This window comes from Bradyrhizobium sp. cir1, from assembly GCF_014198245.1.
Classification (GTDB): domain Bacteria; phylum Pseudomonadota; class Alphaproteobacteria; order Rhizobiales; family Xanthobacteraceae; genus Bradyrhizobium.
Genome location: NZ_JACIHE010000002.1, coordinates 680,851 through 703,521 on the forward strand (window position 1 = coordinate 680,851; position 22,671 = coordinate 703,521).

Here is a 22,671-nt window from a genome sequence, read left to right on the forward strand (position 1 = left end):
TCCTTTAGTTTTTCGCTGCGCAGATGGCAGGGCTTGAGTTTTCTTACCCTCCCCTGGAGGGGGAGGGTCGATCGCGCGTAGCGCGAGCGGGGTGGGGTGATCTCTCCCCTCGGGCAGTGTCGGATGTGGAGAGACCGTCACCCCACCCCGTCTCACATTTCGCTGCGCTCAATGTGAGCCGACCCTCCCCCTCCAGGGGAGGGTAAGCAAGAGGCTCCGCATGCTGCCTGTCCCAAATCATCCGGGCTTGCGCCTAAAGGGCGCGCTGCCCCCGGGATGACGAGAGCGACGCTACTTCGCCGGCGGCTTCGGCCAAGGCCGCTGCGCGCCGCGCAGGCCTTCAAAAGCCTTGGCCATGCCGAGCACGCCGATATCGTCGAAGCGGCGGCCGACGATCTGCACGCCGATGGGAAAACCCTTGGCGTCGAAGCCGCCGTTGACGGACACGGCCGGGTTCTCCGACATATTCCACGGCACGGTATAGGCGATGTGCTCGAACGGCTTCATGGGATCGTTGGTCGGCGAGGCCCATTCCGTCGGGTAGTTCACGTTCGGCGCGGTCGGCGAGATCACATAGTCGAGCTCGCAGAACAGCTTTGACGCCGCCGCGCGGATCGCCATGGTCTGGTTGAAGCCGCGGATGACATCGACGCCAGAGAGCTTCGCGCCGGACTCGCCCCATTTGAAGATATAGGGCAGCACCTTGGCCTGTTCGGCCGGCGTCAGCTTCGACAGATCGTCCCACATCCGCGCGCGCCAGAAATTGTCGAGGCCGTCGAGCATCTCGCGCGTGAGGATGCCGCCGACTTCCGTCACGACGGCGCCCGCGGATTCAAATGCCTTCGCAGCCTTCACCGCGACCTCGCGCACCGGCTTCTCCAGCGCCAGGCCGCAGCCGGGATCGAGCATCAGGCCGATGCGCAGCTTTCGCGGAGACTTCTCCAGCCCCTTCCAGTTCAGCGGCTCGGCCGGCAGACTCATGCCGTCGCGCCGGTCGGGCTTTGCGATCGCGCTCATCATCAGCGCGCAATCATCGACCGTGCGGGTCATGGGACCGGCGACGCGGCCGACATAGGTGGGATCGATCGGCACGCGGCCGAAGCTCGGCTTCAGGCCGACGAGGCCGCACCAGCCGGCGGGCAGGCGCACCGAGCCGCCGATATCGGTGCCGAGATGCAAGGGACCATAGCCGGCCGCGGCCGCGGCGCCTGCGCCGGCGCTGGAGCCGCCGGGATTCTTGCTGAGGTCCCAGGGATTGCGCGCGAGCGCATGGAAGCTGGAGAGCCCGGAGGACAGCATGCCGTAATCGGGCATGGTGGTCTTGGCGAAGATGATCGCACCGGCCTCGCGCAGCCGCGCGGCGGGTGGGGCGTCCTTTTCGGCCGGTACGAGCTTGACGCTTGCCGCGCCGAGCGGCACCGGCACGCCCTTGGTCGCGATGTTGTCCTTCACCGTGACAGGCACGCCGTCGAGCGCGCCGGAAGGCTCGCCGCCGGTCCAGCGCGCGGTCGAGGCCTTTGCAACCTCGCGCGCGCTGTCGGGATCGAATGCATAGAGCGCCTTCAGATGCGGTTCCCACGCCGCGACATGCGCGAGCACGTCCTCCAGCACCTCGCTCGGCGAGAACTGTTTGGCGCGATAGCCCGCGATCAGATCGACCGCGGACAGATCGTGCAGCGAGGTGACCGCTTCCTTGACGCTCCTTTTATGCATTGCCACCCACCGGCATGCGCGTCTCGATGATGCGGGCGAACATGCTGGCGCCGATCGGCAGGATCTTGTCGTCGAGCACAAAGCCGGGATTGTGCACGGGCACCGAGCCGTCATGGCCGACCCAGAAATAGGCGCCGGGAATGGTATGCAGCATGTCGGCGAAATCCTCGCTGCCCATCTTCGGCTGGGCGCGGGTGATCACCTTGGCGGGATCGACGATCGTGCGTGCGACCTCCTCGACCACCTTGGACTGCTCGACCTGGTTGACCAGAACACCGAAGGTGTCGCGGATGTCGGCTTCGATCGTGCACTGATACGCGGCCGCGATGCCGGCGCAGATCGTGCGGATGCGTTCGGCGATCAGGGCGCGGACTTCATTCGAGAAAGTACGGATGGTGCCGCACAGATGCGCATCGCCCGGAATGACGTTGTAGGCGGAACCCGCATGGATCTGGGTGATCGAGATGACGGCGGCCTGCAGCGGCTCGACGTTGCGGCTGACGATGGTCTGGATCGCCTGCGCCAGCGTGGTCGCAATGACCACCGCGTCCTTGGAGCGCTCGGGCATCGCGCCATGCGCGCCGTAGCCGGTGATGCGGAGGTCGAAGAAGTCGGCGCTGGCCATTGCAGGTCCCGGCAGGATCGCGATCTCGCCGTGGTTGAGGTCGGGCGCGTTGTGCAGGCCGTAAAGCTCGTCGCAGGGGAACTTCTCGAACAGGCCGTCCTTGATCATCGCGCGGGCGCCGCCGAGGCCTTCCTCGGCCGGCTGGAAGATCAGATGCACGGTGCCGTCGAAATTCCGGGTCTCGGCGAGATAGCGCGCGGTGCCGAGCAGCATGGTGGTGTGACCGTCATGGCCGCAGCCGTGGAAGCGGCCGGGGATTTTCGAGCTCCATTTCAGATTGGTGTTCTCTTCCATTGGCAGCGCGTCCATGTCGGCGCGCAGGCCGATGCGCTTGCCGCTCGAACCCTTGCCCTTGATGATGCCGATCACGCCGGTGCCGCCGAGACCGCGATGCACCTCGATGCCCCAGCCCTTCAGCTTGTCGGCGACGATGCCGGAGGTGCGCACTTCCTCGAAGCCGATCTCGGGATGAGCGTGGAGGTCGCGCCTGATAGCGGTGAGTTCGTCGGCGTAGCCGTCGATGCGGTCGATCGTGGGCATGTGTCCTGTCCGGTTAGCGTGAAGGAGGATTGAAAACGGGGCCGTTCGGCTTGATGCGGATGCCCGGCCGCAGGCGCGTCCAGGGTAGCGAAGCGGTGTCGGCCGGCATCGCGCCGGGCGCGGCGCAGATCATCAGCTTTTCCGCGATCGGCTCGAAATCGGCACGGAAATGCACCGAGCTCTTGTTGACGAGGATCTTCTCTTGCGTCGGCTCGATGCCGACATAGCGGTACATCGCCTGGTCGGCGAGCTGCGCCTTGTGCGAGGAGACGACGACGCGGACATCGCCGATACGCAGGCACGCGGAGGGACCCATCTCCATCTCGCGGCCGCCATAGTAGGGACCGGGCGCGATGAAGCGGCCGTTGGAGAGCTTTTCGACCACAAAAGTCTCGCGATAGGGCTCGTCGCCGGGAATGCCGGACTTGCCGCCGAGCGACAGCGTCACGGTGGCGCCGATGCCGGCCGCATGTGCGGCCTTCGCCGATTCCGGATCGTAGATCGCGCCGGTTGCGGCGCTGGCCTTGTTGCGCACCAGCGCGCGCAGCATGCCCGTGGTATCGGAATCGCCGCCGGCGCCCGGATTGTCCTGGGTGTCGGCAATGATGATCGGCTTGCTCGCGCTCTTCGAAAGTTCCATGGCGTGGCGCACGCCATCGTCGGGCAGCCAGATCTCGCCGTCGAAATCGTCCTCGTGGCTTTCGATCAGCTTGACGATGGCATCGGCCGCGCGATCGGCGTCTTCTTGCGTCTTGCCATAGGCGAACACGCTCGGTCCGCAATCGCGGAAATCGGCGGCGGGGAAGCCCGGTGCGAAAGAAAGAGTTGGAACCGCATCGCTCTCCAGTGCGGCGAGCTTTTCGTAAATGCCCTTGGTGGGAAAGTCGTTGGTGCATTGCCAGCTGATCGCGATCAGGAACGGCAATTGCCGGAACGACTTTGCAAAGCCCTGCCTGGTCTTCAGCAGCAGCGCCAGATGCTTTGCGCAGGCGCGGCCGGTGTCGGCCATGTCGACATGCGGATAGGTGCGGTAGGCGATCAGCGCATCCGCGTGTTCCATCATCGCGGGGGTGACGTTGGCGTGGAGGTCGAGGCTTGCGACCAGCGGAACGTCCTTGCCGATGACGCGGCGCACGCGCGCCAGAATCTCGCCTTCACCGTCGTCGAGATGCTCTGTGACCATCGCGCCGTGCAGGTCGAGGTAGACCGCATCGATCGGGCCGGCGGCTGCAATGCCGTCGACCATGACCTTCACGATGCGCTCGAAGGCGTCCTTGGTGACATGCGCCGACGGGCTCGCTCCGCAGGCGATGGTCGGGATGAGTTCCCAGCCGTTGGCTTCGGCGCTGTCGACGAAGCCGGCGAGGCCGACATTGATGCGGCGCATCACCTTCAAGACGTCGGCACCTTCAGTCATCGCCGGCCAGCCGCCGCCGTGCTGGAAGTCGGCAAAGGTCGCCTTGGTCGGGGCGAAAGTGTTGGTCTCGTGCAGGAAGCCGCCGACGGCGATACGTGTCATCAATTCCAGTCCAGTCAATCAAGAGTGCGCGACGTTAGCCCCGGCTTTGCGAGGAGAGCAAGGCGGGAAGCAATCGCGCCGTGCATAGGGTCAAGACGTTTTGGGAATGCTGCGGATGCGGTCCATACTCCGTCGTCATTCCGGGGCGCGCCCGCTTGGGCGCGAACCCGGAATCCATTGTGCGACAGAGTTCGGCGGCCAGATGGATTCCGGGCTCATCGCTTCGCGATGCCCCGGAATGACGATGGAGAGACTACGCGCTCGCCGCCACGCCTTCCGCCACCGGCCGGAAGTTCGCAAAATCCCAGTCGCGGCCCGGTGCCGCATCCAGCAGCGCCCTGGTGTAGGCCTCCTTCGGATGCGTCAGCACTTCGGCGGCGGGGCCCTGTTCGACCACGCGGCCGTGCTGCATCACCACGACCTCGTCGCAGATCTGCGCTGCGACGCGCAAATCGTGGGTGATGAACAGGATGGCGATGCCGAGCCGCTTCTGGATCTCGTCGAGCAGTTCCAGCACCTGCGCCTGCACCGAGACGTCGAGCGCGGAGACCGCCTCGTCCGCGACCAGCACGTCCGGATCAAGCGCGAGCGCCCGCGCGATCGCGATGCGCTGGCGCTGGCCGCCGGAGAACTGGTGCGGATAGCGCGTCACCGCATCGGCCGGCAGGCCGACGAGCTCGAGCAGCTCGCGGGCGCGCTTCATCGCGTCGGCATGCGAGACGCCGTAATTGATCGGCCCTTCCGCGATGCTCTCACCGACGCTGACGCGCGGGTTGAGCGAGCGGTAGGGATCCTGGAACACGATCTGGATCTTCTGCCGGTGCGGCTGCAGCAGGCGGCGCGAGATGTCCGATATCTCGCGGCCGGCGAGGCGCACGCCGCCGGAGGTCGGATCGATCAGTCGGACGATGCAGCGCGCCACCGTCGACTTGCCCGAGCCGCTCTCGCCGACGATGCCGAGGGTACGGCCCTTGCGCAGGGTGAGCGTGACTTTGTCGGCGGCAACGACCTCGCGGCCTTTGCCGAAGAACGCGCGTTCCTTGTAGACCTTGCTGAGGTCGTTGGCCTCCAGCACCACGGGCTCGCGGCTCTCCTCGCGCGGCGGCCGCGGCACCAGGCTCGGCACCGACGCCAGCAGATTGCGGGTGTACTCCATGGTCGGATTGCGCAGCACGGTCTCGAGCGGGCCGGTCTCGACGAGGCGACCCTGCCGCATCACCGCGACGCGGTCGGCGATCTCGGCCACCACGCCCATGTCATGCGTGATGAACAGCACGGCGGTGCCGTGATCGCGCTGCAGGTCGCGGATCAGGGTCAGGATCTGTTTCTGCGTGGTGACGTCGAGCGCGGTGGTCGGCTCGTCCGCAATCAGCAGCTTCGGCTCCAGCACCAGCGCCATCGCGATCATGATGCGCTGGCGCTGGCCGCCGGAGAGGCGATGCGGGTAGGAGGCGAAGATGCGCTCGACCTGGGGCAGGCGGACCTGCTCCATCATGTCGAGGATGCGCTTCTTTCGCGCCTTCGCGTCGAGCCTGGTGTGGGCGCGCAGCACCTCGTCGATCTGGCGGCCGACCGGCACCACCGGATTGAGCGCGGTCATCGGCTCCTGGAAGATCATCGCCATCTGCGTCGCGCGGAGCTGGCGCAGGCGGCGGTCGGTCGCGGTGAGCAGCTCTTCGCCGACCAGCTTGACGCTGCCGGAGGTCGGAACCAGCGTCCCCTTCGGCAGGAGGCCCATGGTCGTGAGTGAGGTCACCGACTTACCTGAGCCGCTTTCGCCGACGAGGCACAGCGTCTCGCGCTCGCGCACCTGGATCGAGATGCCGTCGATGATGTTGGCGCCTTTCGGCTTCTTGCCGACGGAGACGACGAGGTTGTTGATGTCGAGGATGGTGTTGGTCATCAGGTCACTCCGTCGTCATTGCGAGGAGCCCGCGACAAAATTGCAAAGCAATTTTGCGCTGGCGACGAAGCAATCCAGAATCTTTCCGCGGAGGCAGACTGGATTGCTTCGCTTCGCTCGCAATGACGGAACAAGGGGATGGGCCGGCGAAACAAATTACTTCCCCTCCCGCTGCTTCATGCGGGGATCGAGGGCGTCACGGGCGGCGTCGCCGATCAGGTTGATGCTGAGGATGGCGATCGAGAGCAGCAGGCCCGGCCAGAAGATCAGCGAGGGCTTGATCTGGAAGTACTGGCGGCCCTCGGCCATGATGTTGCCCCAGGTCGGCGTTTCCGGCGAGATGCCGGCGCCGAGGAAGGAGAGGATCGCCTCGGTGAGGATCGCGGAGGCGCAGACATAGGTGCCCTGGACGATCAGCGGCGCGATCGTGTTCGGCATCAGATGGCGCCACATAATCTTCGGCAGGCTCGAGCCGACCGAGATCGCGGCCTCGACGTAAGGCTCCTCGCGTGCCGACAGCACGACCGAGCGGACCAGGCGCGCCACGCGCGGAATCTCAGGGATCGTGATCGCGATCAGCACGGTCCAGATGCTGGCACCGGAGAGCGACACCACAGCGATCGCGAGCAGGATGCTCGGCATCGCCATCAGGCCGTCCATGATGCGCATCATCACGGAATCGACCAGCTTGAAGAAGCCGGAGACGAGGCCGATCGAAAGCCCGATGGCGATCGACAGGATCGCCGAGCCGATGCCGATCAGCAGCGAGATGCGGCCGCCATAGATCACGCGCGACAAGAGGTCGCGTCCGTAAGCGTCGGTGCCGAGCAGGAATTGCGCCGAGGCCGGCTTCAGCCGCTGCGACGGCGCGAGCTGGATCGGATCATGCGGCGCGAGCAGCGGCGCGAGGATCGAGATCACCACGATCAGGGCGAGCAGGACCGTCGCCGTCGCGATGATCGGCGTCGAGGTGAGGAATCCGAAGCGCGGCCGCAGCGGCGACGTGATCGGAATGGACGACTGGGGAAGGGTATCAACCGACATTTTGTTCTTGTCCTTGCCTCAGTACCGGATCCGGGGATCGAGCAGGGTGTAGGCGACGTCGATGAGAAGATTGACGACGACATAGATCAGCGACGTCAGCAGGATCATGGCCTGGATCACCGGATAATCGCGCGCCAGCACCGCATCGACGGTGAGGCGCCCGATGCCGGGGATGTTGAACACGCTCTCGGTGACGACGACGCCGGAGATCAGCAGCGCGAAGCCGGTGCCGATCACGGTGATCACGGGCACGGCGGCATTGCGCAGCGCATGCCGCATCATCACGGCAACCTCGTTGATGCCTTTGGCGCGCGCGGTGCGGACATAGTCCTCGCCGAGCACGTCGAGCATCGCCGCGCGCGTCATGCGCGCGATCAGCGCGATATAGATGAAGGACAGGGCGCAGGTCGGCAGGATCATGCGCTCGAAGAACGGCCCGAAGCCGTTGAAGATGCTGCGGAAGCCCTGCACCGGCACCAAGCGCAGATCGATCGCGAAGACCTCGATCAGGACATAGCCGACCACGAACACCGGCACCGAGAAGCCTAACACCGACAGGCCCATCACGAAACGGTCGATCCAGGTGCCGTGCTTCCACGCCGCGATCACGCCCAAGGGGACTGCGACGATGACGGCGAGGATGATGGTGCACAGCGCGATCGAGATCGACGGCTCGACGCGCTGGCCGATCATCTTCATGACCGGCAGGTTGGAGATCAGCGAGGTTCCGAGGTCGCCGTGCAGCAGCTTGTTCACCCAGGTGATGAACTGCACGATCAGGGGCTCGTTGAGACCGAGCGATTCTCGGATGCGCTCGAGCCGCTCCGGCGTCGCGTTGTCGCCGGCGAGGATCGCTGCGGGATCGCCCGGGGTCAGCCGGAGCAGCAGGAACACGAACAGCGCGACGACGCCCATCACGGGCACCGCGGCCAGAACGCGGCGAATGAGATAACCTAGCATATGCACCTATCTCCGGCTGCGGAACTTGTGGGGCCCCGGGGCGCCCGTGGATTCGATCGTGTCTATCATGCGCGCCTGTCACTCGGGCTGGAGAGCCGGCCGGAGATGCCGGTCTTTCGGGGCAAATTGTGTGCCAAGGGCAGGGCGGTCGCAAGAGGCCGCCCCGCGCCCGATCCAAACCACTCAGGATGCATGACGCAGCTCACGCTCAACCCCAAGTGAAGGCACGGTCGGCGGCGCATTGAGCCCGCGCCAGCCGTCGATCGTCCCGGCGATCATCTGCGCCGTGGCGGCCGACAGGGTCCAGCCGAGATGGCCGTGGCCGGTGTTGAAGAACACGCCCGGCATCCGTCCTGCGCGCACCACCGGCATCATGTTCGGCATCATCGGACGCAACCCGGCCCAGGGCACGACGCGCGACGTTTCGATGGCGGGGAAGTTGCTGCGGACCCAGTCGACCAGCGGCTGCACGCGGTCGGCGCGGATGTCGCGGTTGAAGTCGTTGAACTCGGCCGTGCCGGCCACACGAAAACGATCGGCGCCGAGCCGGCTGGTGACGATCTTGGCGGCTTCGTCGAGCAAGCTCACGGTCGGCGTCGCGTTGCGGCTCTCGGCGGTGTCGAGTTGCACGGTGATCGAGTAGCCCTTCACGGGGTAGACGTTGATGCGATCGTCGAGGAGGGCGGCGAAATGGCGGCTGGCGACGCCGGCGCAGACCACGACACCGTCCGCCTTCAGCATGCCGCGCACGGGGGCGGCGGCATCGCTTGCAGCAAGATCGGCCCAGCCGAGCACGAAGCCGCTGCCGGCGCGCGCAATTGAATCGATATCGGCTTCGTGGATGAAGGTCGCGCCACGCCGCTTGCAGGCGTCCGCAAGCCCGCGGGTGAACTTGTGGATATCGCCGGTCGCATCCGACGGCGTGTAGAAGCCGCCATAATACGCCTTGCGCAGCGTCGGCTCGATCGCGCGGATCTCTTCCGGCGTCACCGGGCGGCGATCGAGGCCGCCTTCCTGCAGCAGCGCGTTGACGCGCAGGCCGGATTCGAAACCCTTCTTGTCGTGATAGATGTGGAGGATGCCGCGGCGCTCGAGATCGAAGTCGATGCCTTCGCGATCCGCGATCTCGAACAGATGCTTGCGGGCTTCGATCGCAAGCCGCGTGGTCTCGATGGTATTGGCGCGGTAGTTGCCGATGTTGGCGACGAACTCGCTCATCCACGAATATTTGTGCCAGTTCGGCCGCGGGTTCATCAGCAGCGGCGCATCGCGCCTGAACATCCAGCGCAAGCCTTTCAGGATCGTCGCGGTGCTGTTCCACACTTCGGCATTGCTGGCGGAGAGCTGTCCGCCATTGGCGAACGATGTCTCCATCGCGGCGTAACGGTGCTTGTCGAGCACCGTCACTTTGTAGCCGCGTTCGAGCAGGGCATAGGCAGTCGTCACGCCGGTGATGCCGGCGCCGATGATGGCGATATGGGTCATGGCAGGTTTCGGGGCTCCCGTGAGTTAGGATAGGCCGACCGCCGGCCAAAGGCCGTTGGCGGCGCCCCATCTGTCACGGTACCTGAGAGCTTGATCCGCTGCGGATCTTGCAACGGACTATCCCCTTCGGTGGACGCCACGATTGCCTGAAATCGCGCCGTCTCTCTCCAGATCGTCCTGACGATACAGTCCTTTTGCCTGAGAGTTTCCGGGGCGGTTGCTCCGTCGGCGCCGCAACGAAAGCTGAAAACCTTCGTTGCGATCTCTCCCGCATCGTCGCGTGGACAATCGAGCAGTACGATACGCCTCATTTTTAGACAAGGCTAAATTTAGACCGCGACTGCCAACGCATTGTGCAGTGCGAAGTTGATTCAATTTACTCCAGCGTCGCCAGCAATCCCGCCATCAGGCGCCCGCGTTCGACGAGACTATCAACCTCGATGAACTCCTCCAGCGTGTGGCCGTTGCCGCCGCGCACACCGAGGCCGTCGAGAGTCGGAATACCCATCGCACCGGTGAAGTTGCCGTCGGAGCCGCCGCCGGAGCTCGCATGCGGTAATTCCGCGCCGAGGGATTTGGCGATGTCGCGCGCCTTCTTATACAGCGCCATGGTGCCCGCATCCGGCTCCCAAACAGGCCGCGTCACGCCGCGCGTGACGTTGAAGGTGACGTCGTTGTTGGTGCCCGACAGCGCCAGCATCCTCTCGACACCGCGGTCGAGATCGGCCTGGCGCTTGGCCATCGACAGCGCTTCGCCGGTCGCGGTCGTGGCAACGCAATTGACCCACTGGCCGCCATGCACGACGCCGACCGAGAAGGTGCAGTCCTCCGTCGTCATCGCGTCGATCGCGAGAATCTGCCGCGCCATTTCGCGGATCGCCGAGCGTCCCGCCGATAGCGTCGCACCCGCATGGCTCGGCCGTCCCGTCGCCTCAAGATTGAAGCGTGCGATGGCGTAACGTCCGGTGGTGACGCCGTTGTCGGCACGGCCGGGCTCGGGCACCAGCACGTATTTGTTGCGCGCGGCTTCCGCCTCGATGATATCCCGCGTCGAAGGCGTGCCGACCTCTTCGTCCGGCGTGAACAGCACGGTGATCGGCAGCGGCGTCGTGAACGAGGCGCGCGCCAGCTGCCGGATCGCTTCCAGCGAGAGATAATTGCCGCCCTTCATGTCGTAGATGCCGGGGCCGTAGCACCTGTTGCCCTCGCGCCGCCATTTCAGCTTCTCGATGGTGCCGACCGGGTGGACGGTATCCATGTGGCCGGCGATCAGGATTCCCGGTTCGCCCTGCTTCGGATGCGGAAAGCGCGCGCGGATCACGCCGCCAAACCCCTGACGGCCGGCGATGCGCTCGATCGTCGCACCCATGATCGCCATATCCCGCGCCGCGATATCGAGCATGCGGTTGACCGCATTCGCATCCCAGGTCGGGCTCTCGCATTCCACCCAGGTGCGCAGGCCCTCGAGCATGGTCTCGGAATCGAAGGGAAGATTGGCTGGATTCATCTTAATGTCTCTCAAGCTGCGAAAGATGGAACGCGCATTGCATTGGCGCGGACAGGACAAGCGGAGAGCGTTGTAGAGCCAAACCGATCTTTGTGGAGCCCGTGCGCGCGCCGCGAGGGGCTGCAGCGAAACCGGATTGACGCGCTCAACACTGTCTGCAAGTCTCGAAAAGATAAAGGCATTGCATGAGGTTAGTTCGCCCAAGGAACGAACCGGATGCTCAACCAATAATCTGCCTTTGAACAGTTTCACGTCAGGAGAAACTTTTTATGTCCAACTTCATGCGCCGGGGGCCTCGCGCGTTCGCCTCCAAACTCGCGCTGTCGGTCGTCGCGCTTTCAACGGCGCTGGCCTCGCCAGTGCTTGCGGCCGGCAAGACCATTACCGCGGTGATGCATTCCGACCTTCGCATCATCGACCCGATCTTCACCACCGCCTACATCACGCGTGACCATGGCTACATGGTCTACGACACGCTGGTGGCCCCCGATTCGAGCTTCAAGATCCAGCCGCAGATGGCGGACTGGAAGATCTCCGACGACAAGCTGACCTACACTTTCACGCTGCGCGACGGCCTGAAGTGGCATGACGGCGCGCCCGTAACGGCGGAAGACTGCGTCGCCTCGCTCAAGCGCTGGGCCGCGGTCGACGGCATGGGCCAGAAGCTCATGGACTTCACGGCGAGCATCGAGGCGACCGATGCCAAGACCATCACGCTGAAGCTGAAGGAGCCCTACGGCCTCGTCCTCGACTCCATCGGCAAGCCATCCTCGCGCGTCGCCTTCATGATGCCGAAGCGTCTCGCCGAGACGCCGCCGGACAAGCAGATCCCCGAGCAGATCGGCTCGGGTCCGTTCAAGTTCGTGCAGGGCGAATTCCAGCCCGGCGTGAAGGCGGTCTACGTCAAGAACACCGATTACGTGCCGCGCAAGGAGCCGGCGAGCTGGACCTCGGGCGGCAAGGTGGTGAAGGTGGACCGCGTCGAGTGGATCACCATGCCGGACTCGCAGACCGCGGTGAACGCGCTGCAGTCGGGCGACATCGACTTCATGGAAAACCTGCCGTATGACATGCTACCGGTGCTGGAAGCGAACAAGGAGCTCACGATCGAGGTCCTGAACAAGTTCGGCTATCAGACGCTCGGCCGGATGAACTTCCTCTATCCGCCGTTCGACAACGTGAAAGTGCGACGTGCTGCCTTGCTGGCCATGAACCAGAAGGACGTGCTCGACGCGCTGGTCGGCAATACCAAGTATCAGAAGATCTGCGGCGCGTTCTTCGTTTGCGATACGCCGTTTGCGACCGAGGTCGGCGCCGATACGCTGGTCAAGGGCAATGGCATGGCGGAAGCCAAGAAAGCGCTGGCCGAGTCCGGCTACGACGGCACCCCGATCGTGATCATGGCGCCCGGCGACGTCACGACCCTGAAGGCGCAGCCGATCGTCGCGGCCCAGCTGCTGCGCGAGGCCGGCTTCAAGGTCGATCTGCAAGCGACCGACTGGCAGACCGTGGTGAGCCGCCGCGCCAGCCAGAAGCCGCCGAAGGAGGGCGGCTGGAACATGTTCTTCACCAACTGGGTCGCGCCCGACGTGTCCAACCCGATCGCCAACCTCTCGATCGGCGGCCAGGGCAAGAAGGGCTGGTTCGGCTGGGCGGAAGACGCCAAGATCGAGCAGCTCAAGGACACCTTCGTCCGCGCGTCCTCGGTCGACGAGCAGAAGAAGATCGCAGCCGACATCCAGAAGGAAGCCTACGAGCAGGTCATCTACATCCCGCTCGGGCAGTACCTGCTGCCGAGCGGCTGGCGCAAATCGCTCTCCGGCGTGCTCGACGGCCCCGCAACGCCGCTGTTCTGGAGCGTCGACAAGTCGGAGTAAGGCCTAAAGCATGATCCGGAAAAGTGCGAAGCGGTTTTCCGAAAAGATCATGCGTAAACAACAACCTAAAGCGCGATGACGATTCATCCAATTCTCATCGCGCTTTAGTCCAAGTAGGGAAAGACGCTTCTCGCGCCTTTCGTCCCGAACGTTACGCGGCGCCGCTGTCATCAGCGGCGCCGCTTGCCAGGAGAACTGCCAACAGAACTTCCAGGAGAACTTCGATGTTCCAACTCATCCGCCGGGGACGTCTCGCGTTCGCCTCCAGACTTGCGCTTTCGATCGTGGCGCTTTCGGCACTGGCCTCGCCAGTTCTTGCCGTAGGCAAGACCATCACTGCCGTGATGCATTCGGATCTGCGCATCCTCGATCCGATCTTCACCAGCGCCTATATCTCGCGCGACCATGGCTACATGGTCTATGACACGCTGATCTCGACGGATTCGAACTTCAAGATCCAGCCGCAGATGGCGGATTGGAAGATCTCCGACGACAAGCTGACCTACACTTTCACGCTCCGCGATGGTCTGAAGTGGCATGACGGCACGCCCGTCACCGCGGAAGATTGCGTCGCCTCCCTGAAGCGCTGGGCCGCTGTCGACGGGATGGGCCAGCAGATGATGCTGTTCACCGCGAGCATCGAGGCGACCGATCCCAGGACCATCACGCTGAAGCTGAAGGAGCCCTACGCGCTCGTGCTGGAATCGATCGGCAAGCCGTCCTCACGGGTCGCTTTCATGATGCCGAAGCGTCTCGCCGAGACGCCGGTGGACAAGCAGATCCCCGAGCAGATCGGCTCCGGCCCCTTCAAGTTCGTGCAGGGCGAATTCCAGCCGGGGGTGAAGTCGGTCTATGTCAAGAACACCGACTACGTGCCGCGCAAGGAGCCGGCGAACTGGACCACCGGCGGCAAGGTGGTGAAGGTCGACCGCGTCGAGTGGATCACCATGCCGGACGCGCAGACGGCGTTGAACGCGCTTCAGTCGGGTGACGTCGATTTCATGGAAATTCCTGCCATCGAAATGTTGCCCACCATCGAAGCCGACAAGGAGCTCAAGCTCGAGATCCTGAACAAGTTCGGCTACCAGACGGGCGCACGGATGAACTTCCTCCATCCGCCATTCGATAACGTCAAGGTCCGCCGCGCAGCATTCCTGGCGATGAAGCAGAAGGACGTGCTCGATGCGCTGATCGGCAATCCCAAGTACTACAAGACTTGCGCCGCGGCCTTCATCTGCGACACGCCGTACGCGACGGAGGTTGGCGGTGAGACCCTCGCGAAGGGCGGGGACATTGCTGCGGCCAGGAAAGCGCTCGCCGAATCCGGTTACGACGGGACGCCGGTTGTGCTCATGGCGCCGGGCGACGTGCTGACGCTGAAGGCCCAGCCGATCGTGGTGGCTCAGCAGCTGCGCGAAGCCGGCTTCAAGGTCGACCTGCAGGCGACCGACTGGCAGACGGTGGTGAGCCGGCGTGCCAGCCAGAAGCCCCCGAAGGAGGGCGGCTGGAACATGTTCATCACCAACTGGGTCAGCGCCGACGTGGACAATCCGATCTCCAACGTCGCTGTCGGCGGACAGGGCAAGAAGGGCGGCTGGTTCGGCTGGGCGGAGGACGCCAAGATCGAGCAGCTCAAGGACGCCTTCGTTCGCGCGACCTCGGCGGAGGATCGGAAGAAGATCGCGACCGAGATCCAGAAGGAGGCCTATGACCAGGTGCTCTACATGCCGCTCGGCCAGTATCAGGCGCCGAGCGCATGGCGGAAGTCGCTCACCGGCGTTATCGACGGCCCGGCAACGCCGGTGTTCTGGAACATCGACAAGTCGGAATAGGGCGAGGGCGCATCTCGCGCCTTTCGGTTCAACCATTGCGCGGCGCCGCTGTCATCAGCGGCGCCGTTTCGTTTATTGGTCTTGCGTTGGTTGAGGAGGCGAGCCGCTTTTTAACCTTTCCAGTTTCCAATTGTTGCTATTTGTTTCTGTTCTGAAATAGATGTGACGTCTTCCGCGCATCGTTTTCCTTGTCCCATTTGCTTCCCGTGCCGTTCGATTTTGCATTCCAGGCGATGGCCGAACGGTCCGATCGTGCGCCGGCGCGCTGGCGCCGGCCCTTCCTGCGCTGGCTCGATGGCGTCGAGGCGGGCTGGGCTGTGCCGCTCCTCATCGCCTGCTTTGTCTTGGTCTGGACCCTCTATCTCGCCATCGCCTATGCCGGCGGCGGACTGCATCCCGATACGCTCGAAGCCTGGACGCTGGGACGGAATTTTGCCTTCGGCTACCACAAGCATCCGCCGCTGATGGGGTGGATTACGGCGGCGTGGACCTCAGTGTTTCCGCTCAGCGACTGGTCGCTGCAATTGATGGCGATGGCCAATGCCGGGCTCGCGCTGTTCTTTGTCGATCTGATCTCGCGGCAGTTCGTGACCGGGCACAAGCGCGTCCTGGTGCTGCTGCTGTTGATGCTGACGCCGGCCTATCAATTCCACGCCCAGCGTTTCAACGCCAATGCGGTGCTGCTTGCGACCTGGCCGCTGGCGACCTGGTGCTTCCTGCGCGCGTTCGAGACGCGCACCGCGCCATGGGCGGTCGCGGTGGGATTCACGACGGCGCTGGCGATGGTCGGCAAATATTACTCGATCTTCCTCGTCGCGAGCTTCGCCTTTGCCGCGCTGGCGCACCCGGGGCGGCGCGCCTATTTCTGCTCGGCATCGCCCTGGATCTCGGTCGCCGTCGGGCTCGCGGCGCTGTCGCCGCATCTGTATTGGCTCGCGACGACGGGCGCATCGACCTTCACCTATGCGTTGGCTCACGCCAACGGCAATGTTGTGAGCTCGCTCGGCGAGGTCAGAAACTTCCTGCTGGGGTTGGCGGCGGCGATCAGCGTGTCGGCCGTGTTCTGGGCGTTGATCGCCGGCACGCGGGTGAAGCAGTTTCCGGCCGACTTTGCCGCGATGAGCCCGGCCCTGCGACTTCTCTTCTACGTTGCGATCGGAACGATCGCGCTGCCGGTGCTGATTTCGCTCGCGATGGGAACGGATTTGCCGTCGCTGTGGGCGTTGCAGGGGCTGTTCCTGTTCGCGGTTCTCGTGGTCTGCGGCACGCGCTATCCGATCGAGCGCTTCTACACCGTCAACGTCACTGTGATCGTGGCCGGCGTCGCGCTCGCCGCGGTTCTGGTCGCGGCCCCGATCCATGCCGTCTATCGCAACGGCCACGGCTATGAAGAAGGGCGGAATTTCTACGCGCAGGCGGCGAGCGAGTTGACCCGCGAATGGCGCGAGCTGACCGGCGAGCCGTTGAGCGCCGTCAGCGGCGACGATTCGCTGGCGTTTGCCACCGCATTCTACAGCCCCGACCATCCGCGTTATGCACGGCCGTTCGTGTATCAGTACAATTGGGGCTTGCCGCGCAAAACGACGCTGGACCGCGGCTGGGCCGCGCTCTGTTTCCGCGACCAGGACCATTGCAGCCGCTGGATGGAGGGGGTGTCTTCGCGCGCCGAGCATTTCGTCAAGCGCGAGTTCACGGTGCAGGCAATGCTTTGGGGCAAGCCCGGCCTGACGCGGGAGGTGGTGGTGCTGATGGTGCCGCCGCGTGGACGAAGCTCGGCACCGGAGAGCGCTGAAGATTTCAGCGCGAGCAGGCGGGCTGCGGAGTAGTGCCCGCGCTCAGCAGTGGCTGTCGCGCACTTGCTCGAGCCCTTCACTCGCGAAAGGCAGGCTTGTGTCTTGCCGTTCCTCGGAATGCCCTTGCTGTGGGGCGGGTTGCTTCACTTCCCACGCGGGCTGATCCGGCTTCTTCTTTGGTTCCATCTCGCCATCCTCTCGATTGCTGCAGGACAACATGGAGGCGACGGGGAAGTTCCTTAACTGACGGGACGATGATGCGGCTTGAACAGCCGTCCCTTCTCCACCACCAGCACGATTGCGAGCGCAGCCAGTGTCGACAGGAAGAAGCCGACCGAGAACGGCAGCAGCGTGCCGTCGAAGCTCTGGCCGATCGCCATGCCGACCACGATGCCGATCAGGGTCGTGATCGAGCCGTAGAGCGACGAAGCGGTGCCGGCGATGTGGCCCTGCGGCTCCATGGCGAGCGCGGTGAAGTTGGCGACCATCATGCCGAACGAGAACATCATCAGCGCCGAAAGCGCCATGAACAAAGCGAGCGGCAGCACACCGAGGAGCTCGGTCAGCAGCATCACGCCTGCCACAACGGTGTAGAGCGTCAGCGCGCCGTGCGAGATCACGCGCATGCCAAGCCGTCCGACCAGCCTCGCGTTGAGGAAGCCTGCGATGGCGGTGCCGGCCGCAATCGCCGCGAAGGCGAGCGGGAAGTAATGGCCGAGATGATAGATGCCGGTGAAGACCTGCTGGGCGCAGAACACATAGGCAAACAGTGCGCCGATGACGCTGCCGGCAGCCGTCGCATAGCCGATGGTCTGGCGGTTGGTCACGGTCTGGCGGAAGGCCGAGAGCACGTCGGCCGGCGCGAGCGACCTGCGTTCCGATTCGGGAAGGGTTTCGGGCAGCCGCAGCACGCACCATGCGAGCGCGAGCAGGCCGTAGAGCATCAGCACGAAGAAGATGCCGCGCCAGGCCGTCACCAGCAGCACGGCCTGTCCGAATGACGGCGCGATCACCGGCACCGCGATGAACACCATCATCGCGAGCGACATCACGCTCGCCATGCGGCGGCCGACATAGCAGTCGCGCACGATCGAGGTCGCGATCACGCGCGTTGCCGAGGTGCCGAGGCCCTGCAGCGCGCGCGCCAGCAGCAGCGTCTCGAACGAGGGCGCGGCGACCGCCAGCACGCTCGCGACCGCGTAGACCGCCATGCCGCCGAGTAGCACCGGGCGACGGCCGAAGCGGTCCGACAACGGGCCCATGACGAACTGGCCCGCGCCGAAGCCGATCAGGAAGGTCGACAGCACCAGCTGGAGATGATTGGCGACGGGAATTTCGAAAGCCGCCCCGATATTGGGCAGCGCCGGCAGCATCATGTCCATCGCAAGCGGATTGAGCGCCATGATGGACGCGATCACGATGACGAATTCGGGAAAACCCATGGGCCGGTGTCCCGAGGACACCCAACCGTCGGCATTGACGTCGGACAAGAAGCTCACCTCTGAAATTCAGGGCTTCTTCTAACGTCCATGCTGCGGCGCACAACCCATGTTTCGGGATGGCTGTCAGGCGGGACGGCGGCGGACACGAGTTGGTGAGGTAGCCCGTCACTCCGCGGCGGCGTCGAGGGTTAAAGACGCATTAAGCCCGGCGGTCCTGAGCTGATTCGACCAGGCCGAGCGCCAATTGCCCCGCGGTCTCGACATAGTCGAGATCGCGATGGATCAGCATCACGGTCGTGGCGCCGTCGAGCAGGATCACGATCTGGCGCGCGAGCGCCGTCGCACCGGCAACGCCGTGCTCGCTCAATTCCGTTGCGAGCCAGGCTTCGAAGCGTTTCTTGTGCGCCGCGCCGGCCTTGACCGCAGGATGTGCCGGGGTGTTTGCGAGCTCGGCAATCGTGCGGAGAAATCCGCAGCCGCGCCAGCGCGGCGTGTTCACGGAGTGGCCAAGCTTGGTGAAGAGGCCGCGGACCTTGTCGGCCACACTGCCGTCGGTCTCCGCGAACCAGCGCATGTAAAGCTCCAGTGTCGGCTGGTCCCGGGCTGCGATGGTTTCGGCGATGAGTTCGTCCTTGCTGGTGAAATGATAATAGAGCGTCTTCTTGGTCACGCCGGCCTTCTCGGCGACGGCATCCATGCTCACCGCCCTGATGCCTTCACCATAGAACAGGCGTGTCGCAGCAACGACGATCTGCTCCCGCGTGCTGTCACCCTGTTTCGACATCGATCCAATGTATACCGCCTAGTGAGTATACACAATGAAGCCGCTGTGGCTGACTTCCGCGCCTGTTCGACCTGGAAGGAGCCTGCACTTGTCTGATCTCGTCCTCTCGGAAACGCGCGGCGCCGTCGCGCTGCTGACGTTCAATCGCCCGAACAAGCTCAACGCGCTGAGCTACGCGCTCATCGATCGCCTGATGACGATCCTCGACCGCGTCGAGGACGATGCCAATATTCGTGCCGTCGTCCTGACCGGGGCGGGCGAGCGGGCGTTCTCGGCCGGCGCCGACATCGCCGAATTCTCCGAGAGCGTGAAAGCTGGGCCTGACGCCGCGGTGAAGGCGTTCGTGCGGCGCGGCCAGGCGATGACGGCGCGCCTCGAGGCGTTTCCGAAGCCGGTCATCGCCGCAGTCAACGGCATCGCCTTCGGCGGCGGCTGCGAGATCACGGAAGCCGTGCATCTTGCCGTCGCGAGCGAGCGGGCAAGCTTCGCCAAGCCCGAGATTGCAATCGGCATCACGCCGACGTTTGGCGGCACCCAGCGCCTGCCGCGGCTCGCGGGCCGGAAGCGGGCGCTGGAATACCTGCTGACGGGAGATTCCTTTTCACCACAGCGAGCGCTCGAGATGGGATTGGTCAACCGCATCGTGCCGCACGAGCAGCTCATGGACGCCGCCTTCACGCTGGCGGGTCGCATCATCAGGCATTCGCAGCTGGCCGTCGCCCGGGTCATCACCGCCGCCACGCGCGGCCTCAACGTCTCCATCTCCGAAGGCCTTGCCATCGAGGGAGAGCAGTTCGCGCGCATGGCGGCAACACAGGATACGCGCGAAGCGCTCGATGCCTGGCTGGCCGCCCGCGCGTTGCGATAGGCAGGCGAGGAGTTCCGCTCGCATCCCGGCCGCGCGCCGGAAACCGATCATTCACCATAAGATCGCGAACGCCGCACCGGGGAGATGAATCCGCAACTCATCCTGTCCATTGTGGCCTGACGGCGCGCCGCAGGCGTCCCTGAGGAACCCGGCAAGACAAGGTATCTCGCAGTGTCCGACGTTGCACGATGGTTGGGCCCCTCGGTCGACATGACCGAAAGGCGAAACACCTGGCTTGCCTGGCTGATCGGGCTGACCGCGCTGCTGGTGCTCGGCAATCTCGTCAGCGACGCCACGCTTCCCCTGAATTACGGCTGGGACGTTCGCGTCAATTGCGCCGCGGTCGATGCCTATGCCGACGGGCTCGATCCCTATTTCGTCAGGAATTTGAAGGGCACCAGGTTCTCCTACCCCTATCTGCCTGTGACGCTCGACGTGTTTCGCCCGGTGTGCGCGGGCGGCGTCCTCGTTGCTCACCACATGGGCGTCTATCTCGTGCTTGCCGTGCTCTGCGGCCTGCTCTTGCCGGGTCTTGGCCGGATGCGAACCAGCCCGCGCGACATTGCTCTCAGGCTGCTCTGTGCGTTCGGCGCGTTCATCGGCTTCGAATGGGTCTGGGCGTCCGGGAATTTCGCGATTTTGGGCGGCGTGCTGACCGCGGTCGCGCTGAGGCTCCTGCTTCCGCCGGCATCTGGCGCATGGGACCGCGGCTTTGCCTTGCGCGTCGGCGGCGCCGCGCTGCTCGGCCTCGTGACCTCGTTCAAGCTGGTGTTCTGTCCCGTGATCGCCGCGCTCTATTTCCTGCCGCTGCCGCGCGCGCGCAAGCTGGTGCTGATCGCGGTGGCCGCGTTCGGCTTCGCATTGCCGATCCTGATTTCGAGGGTGTTCTACGCCGACCTGTTCGCGAGCTGGCTGGGTGTGATGACGAAGCAGATCCCCGATCAGCATGCCGTCGAGCTCATGGAAACCAATCCGTCGCTGCTGCTGCTGGCGCGCGGCCTCTTGGACCAGGTCGGGCTCGGCGACAGCAAGCCGGCGATGTTTGCGACCTATGCGCTCGCAGCACTCGCGCTCGTGCTGGTGCCGTTCGTCTTGTCCGTCCTGCGCGCGGTCGGCAGCGAGCCGGTGCGGGCAGGGGAATCGCTTCTGGTGCGGCTGGATCGCTGGCTGATCGACCATCCGCGCGTGGCCGCGCGCGTCACCGTGCTCGCGATGTTTGCGCTCTATGTCAGCTCGCCGCGTCTCAAGGAATATGCCTTCTTCGAGCTCGCGGTCTATGCCGCGGTTCTCATCGCCGATCTTCCGGCCCTGGCACTCGCGGCCATGCTCACCGTTGGCTTCCTCGCTCCCGGCCTGGTCTCGATCACGGGGCACACGGTCGAGGGCGGCTTTATCCTCCTCATTGTCGCGCTGGCATGCTTGTGGATCCTGCTGCTCGATTTTCGCGCGGAGCCGATGCGACTTGAGGCGCAGGACCTGCGTTCATGACGAGCCTCGCCTCGTCCGCAGATGCCGAATCCTTGACCGCGAACGCGCCAGCGAGCCGCTGGCTGACCTGGTTGATCCTGCTCGCGGCGGCGCTTGTCGCCATGTCCGTCACCGTCGACCTCGCCGAGGAAAATACCTTCGGCTGGGACGTGCGGATCAATTGTGCTGCGGTGGACGCTCACCTGCAGGGGCTCGATCCCTATTTCGTCAAGAACCTGAAGGACACGAAACTCTCTTACCCGTATCTTCCGGTCACGCTCGATGCCTTTCGGCCACTCTGCACCGGCGGTCTTCTCGTCGCCCATTACAAGCCGATCTATCTTGTCCTTGCGGTGATCTGCGCGCTGCTGCTGCATGGTCTCGGCACGACCAAACGGCGCTGGCAGGACGCCGTGCTGCGGGGCGTCATCGTGCTCGGTGGTTTCCTCGGTTTCGATTGGGTCGTTGCGACCGGTAATTTCGAGATCTTGAGCGGGCTGCTGACGGCGGCCTCGCTCGCATTGCTGTTGCGTCCCGTGCAGTCCGACGAGCGGGGCGAGGTGAGCCTCGTGCCTGAGCTCGCCGGTGCGGCCGTGCTCGGCCTCGTCACCGCGTTCAAGCTGGTGTTCCTGCCGATCCTCGCCGCGCTCTATTTCCTGCCACAGCCACGACGTCGCAAGCTCCTTCTGATTGCTGTGGCGGCGGGCATGTTCGCCCTGCCGATTCTGATTTCGCTGGCGTTCTACCCGGATCTGTCCCGGAGCTGGCTCAGCGCGATCACCGGCCAGATCCCCGGACAGCATTCGCCCGCAAGCGAGGTCAATCCGTCGCTGCTGCTGCTTGCCTCGACACTTGCTGGCCAAATTGGACTTGCGGGCAGCAAGCTGTTCGTCATCGGCCTCTACGGGCTCATCGCGATCACGCTCGTGCTCGCGCCGTTCGCGGTCTCGGTGTGGCGTATGGTCAAGCGGCAGGGCCGCGCCGGCAAGGCCTCGCTGCTCCAGGCGCTGGACGACTGGCTGGTCGATCATCCAGGCGCGGCGATGCGCATCACCGTGCTCGCGATGTACGCGCTCTATCTCTGCACGCCCAGACCGAAGGAGTACACCTTCTTCCAGGTGGCGCTCTATGCGGCCGTTCTCGTCGTCGACCTGCCTGCGGTGGTGATGGTCGCCGCGTTGTCGGTTGCGGTCGCCATTCCGATCCTGGCGTCAGCCTCGGTCACCGCGTTCATGGGCGGCTACGGCCAGCTCACGCTGGCGCTGATCTGTTTCTGGATCCTGCTTGCGCACGAACCGCAGAGGACGTGATC

16 protein-coding genes and 2 riboswitches are annotated in these 22,671 nt (G+C 64.6%); of the genes, 6 read left to right on the top strand and 10 right to left on the bottom strand.

What is annotated here, in order from left to right:
* Nucleotides 1-291 precede the first annotated feature (291 nt).
* The 8 genes from GGD63_RS07775 to GGD63_RS07810 all read right to left on the bottom strand — a co-directional run bounded on the left by GGD63_RS07775 (nucleotide 292) and on the right by GGD63_RS07810 (nucleotide 11,296).
* Nucleotides 292-1,713, bottom strand: coding sequence for an amidase (locus tag GGD63_RS07775; RefSeq protein WP_183240506.1), 1,422 nt, complete (start codon nucleotides 1,711-1,713; stop codon nucleotides 292-294).
* On the bottom strand, nucleotides 1,706-2,878 hold the full coding sequence (locus tag GGD63_RS07780; RefSeq protein ID WP_183240508.1) for a M20 aminoacylase family protein: 1,173 nt from the start codon (nucleotides 2,876-2,878) through the stop codon (nucleotides 1,706-1,708). Before GGD63_RS07780 ends, GGD63_RS07775 begins: the two co-directional genes overlap by 8 nt.
* 13 nt (nucleotides 2,879-2,891) lie before the next feature.
* Nucleotides 2,892-4,397, bottom strand: a complete 1,506-nt coding sequence (locus tag GGD63_RS07785; protein WP_183240509.1) for a M81 family metallopeptidase — start codon at nucleotides 4,395-4,397, stop codon at nucleotides 2,892-2,894.
* Between the two features lie 253 nt (nucleotides 4,398-4,650).
* On the bottom strand, nucleotides 4,651-6,300 hold the full coding sequence (locus GGD63_RS07790; RefSeq protein WP_183240511.1) for an ABC transporter ATP-binding protein: 1,650 nt from the start codon (nucleotides 6,298-6,300) through the stop codon (nucleotides 4,651-4,653).
* A 156-nt stretch (nucleotides 6,301-6,456) separates the two neighbouring features.
* A complete protein-coding gene (locus tag GGD63_RS07795) occupies nucleotides 6,457-7,344 on the bottom strand; it encodes an ABC transporter permease (protein ID WP_183240512.1) in 888 nt (295 codons plus the stop codon).
* A gap of 18 nt (nucleotides 7,345-7,362) precedes the next feature.
* Nucleotides 7,363-8,304 (bottom strand): ABC transporter permease, encoded by a 942-nt coding sequence (locus GGD63_RS07800; RefSeq protein WP_018647027.1) that lies wholly within the window; start codon nucleotides 8,302-8,304, stop codon nucleotides 7,363-7,365.
* A gap of 183 nt (nucleotides 8,305-8,487) precedes the next feature.
* Complete coding sequence (locus tag GGD63_RS07805; RefSeq protein WP_183240514.1) at nucleotides 8,488-9,789, bottom strand: D-amino acid dehydrogenase; 1,302 nt, start codon at nucleotides 9,787-9,789, stop codon at nucleotides 8,488-8,490.
* Between the two features lie 68 nt (nucleotides 9,790-9,857).
* Nucleotides 9,858-9,962, bottom strand: a riboswitch (glycine riboswitch).
* A 3-nt stretch (nucleotides 9,963-9,965) separates the two neighbouring features.
* A riboswitch (glycine riboswitch) is annotated at nucleotides 9,966-10,070 on the bottom strand.
* Between the two features lie 95 nt (nucleotides 10,071-10,165).
* Nucleotides 10,166-11,296 (bottom strand): M20/M25/M40 family metallo-hydrolase, encoded by a 1,131-nt coding sequence (locus tag GGD63_RS07810; RefSeq protein ID WP_183240516.1) that lies wholly within the window; start codon nucleotides 11,294-11,296, stop codon nucleotides 10,166-10,168.
* A 269-nt stretch (nucleotides 11,297-11,565) separates the two neighbouring features.
* Here GGD63_RS07810 and GGD63_RS07815 point away from each other — a divergent pair, with 269 nt between their 5' ends.
* The 3 genes from GGD63_RS07815 (at nucleotide 11,566) to GGD63_RS07825 (ending at nucleotide 16,831) form a co-directional block, all read left to right on the top strand.
* Nucleotides 11,566-13,173: an ABC transporter substrate-binding protein gene (locus GGD63_RS07815; RefSeq protein WP_183240517.1), complete on the top strand. Its 1,608-nt coding sequence runs from the start codon at nucleotides 11,566-11,568 to the stop codon at nucleotides 13,171-13,173.
* A gap of 224 nt (nucleotides 13,174-13,397) precedes the next feature.
* Complete coding sequence (locus GGD63_RS07820) at nucleotides 13,398-15,005, top strand: ABC transporter substrate-binding protein (RefSeq protein ID WP_183240519.1); 1,608 nt, start codon at nucleotides 13,398-13,400, stop codon at nucleotides 15,003-15,005.
* A gap of 233 nt (nucleotides 15,006-15,238) precedes the next feature.
* On the top strand, nucleotides 15,239-16,831 hold the full coding sequence (locus GGD63_RS07825) for a glycosyltransferase family 39 protein (RefSeq protein ID WP_246785411.1): 1,593 nt from the start codon (nucleotides 15,239-15,241) through the stop codon (nucleotides 16,829-16,831).
* Between the two features lie 206 nt (nucleotides 16,832-17,037).
* Here GGD63_RS07825 and GGD63_RS07830 read toward each other — a convergent pair whose 3' ends face one another.
* Together GGD63_RS07830 and GGD63_RS07835 are read right to left on the bottom strand one after the other, a co-directional pair.
* Nucleotides 17,038-18,240 carry a multidrug effflux MFS transporter gene (locus GGD63_RS07830; protein WP_409334045.1) on the bottom strand — a complete coding sequence of 401 codons (1,203 nt, stop codon included), beginning with the start codon at nucleotides 18,238-18,240 and terminating at the stop codon, nucleotides 17,038-17,040.
* Nucleotides 18,241-18,439: 199 nt separating this feature from the next.
* Nucleotides 18,440-19,024: a TetR/AcrR family transcriptional regulator gene (locus tag GGD63_RS07835; RefSeq protein WP_183240523.1), complete on the bottom strand. Its 585-nt coding sequence runs from the start codon at nucleotides 19,022-19,024 to the stop codon at nucleotides 18,440-18,442.
* Nucleotides 19,025-19,112: 88 nt separating this feature from the next.
* On the opposite strand from GGD63_RS07835, the gene GGD63_RS07840 reads away from it, so the two are divergent.
* From GGD63_RS07840 to GGD63_RS07850, 3 genes are all read left to right on the top strand, one after another.
* A complete protein-coding gene (locus GGD63_RS07840; protein WP_183240525.1) occupies nucleotides 19,113-19,892 on the top strand; it encodes a crotonase/enoyl-CoA hydratase family protein in 780 nt (259 codons plus the stop codon).
* Between the two features lie 210 nt (nucleotides 19,893-20,102).
* Nucleotides 20,103-21,380, top strand: a complete 1,278-nt coding sequence (locus GGD63_RS07845) for a hypothetical protein (RefSeq protein ID WP_183240526.1) — start codon at nucleotides 20,103-20,105, stop codon at nucleotides 21,378-21,380.
* Entirely contained in the window at nucleotides 21,377-22,669 is a 1,293-nt protein-coding gene (locus GGD63_RS07850) for a hypothetical protein (protein WP_183240528.1), read from the top strand. Before GGD63_RS07845 ends, GGD63_RS07850 begins: the two co-directional genes overlap by 4 nt.
* The last annotated feature ends 2 nt before the right edge of the window (nucleotides 22,670-22,671 follow it).

What these genes read in the sequence shown, in the direction of transcription:
- GGD63_RS07775 (WP_183240506.1), bottom strand. Translation starts at nt 1,713, where the DNA reads ATGCATAAAAGGAGCGTCAAGGAAGCGGTCACCTCGCTGCACGATCTG.
- GGD63_RS07780 (WP_183240508.1), bottom strand. Translation starts at nt 2,878, where the DNA reads ATGCCCACGATCGACCGCATCGACGGCTACGCCGACGAACTCACCGCT.
- GGD63_RS07785 (WP_183240509.1), bottom strand. Translation starts at nt 4,397, where the DNA reads ATGACACGTATCGCCGTCGGCGGCTTCCTGCACGAGACCAACACTTTC.
- GGD63_RS07790 (WP_183240511.1), bottom strand. Translation starts at nt 6,300, where the DNA reads ATGACCAACACCATCCTCGACATCAACAACCTCGTCGTCTCCGTCGGC.
- GGD63_RS07795 (WP_183240512.1), bottom strand. Translation starts at nt 7,344, where the DNA reads ATGTCGGTTGATACCCTTCCCCAGTCGTCCATTCCGATCACGTCGCCG.
- GGD63_RS07800 (WP_018647027.1), bottom strand. Translation starts at nt 8,304, where the DNA reads ATGCTAGGTTATCTCATTCGCCGCGTTCTGGCCGCGGTGCCCGTGATG.
- GGD63_RS07805 (WP_183240514.1), bottom strand. Translation starts at nt 9,789, where the DNA reads ATGACCCATATCGCCATCATCGGCGCCGGCATCACCGGCGTGACGACT.
- GGD63_RS07810 (WP_183240516.1), bottom strand. Translation starts at nt 11,296, where the DNA reads ATGAATCCAGCCAATCTTCCCTTCGATTCCGAGACCATGCTCGAGGGC.
- GGD63_RS07815 (WP_183240517.1), top strand. Translation starts at nt 11,566, where the DNA reads ATGTCCAACTTCATGCGCCGGGGGCCTCGCGCGTTCGCCTCCAAACTC.
- GGD63_RS07820 (WP_183240519.1), top strand. Translation starts at nt 13,398, where the DNA reads ATGTTCCAACTCATCCGCCGGGGACGTCTCGCGTTCGCCTCCAGACTT.
- GGD63_RS07825 (WP_246785411.1), top strand. Translation starts at nt 15,239, where the DNA reads ATGGCCGAACGGTCCGATCGTGCGCCGGCGCGCTGGCGCCGGCCCTTC.
- GGD63_RS07830 (WP_409334045.1), bottom strand. Translation starts at nt 18,240, where the DNA reads ATGGGTTTTCCCGAATTCGTCATCGTGATCGCGTCCATCATGGCGCTC.
- GGD63_RS07835 (WP_183240523.1), bottom strand. Translation starts at nt 19,024, where the DNA reads ATGTCGAAACAGGGTGACAGCACGCGGGAGCAGATCGTCGTTGCTGCG.
- GGD63_RS07845 (WP_183240526.1), top strand. Translation starts at nt 20,103, where the DNA reads ATGACCGAAAGGCGAAACACCTGGCTTGCCTGGCTGATCGGGCTGACC.
- GGD63_RS07850 (WP_183240528.1), top strand. Translation starts at nt 21,377, where the DNA reads ATGACGAGCCTCGCCTCGTCCGCAGATGCCGAATCCTTGACCGCGAAC.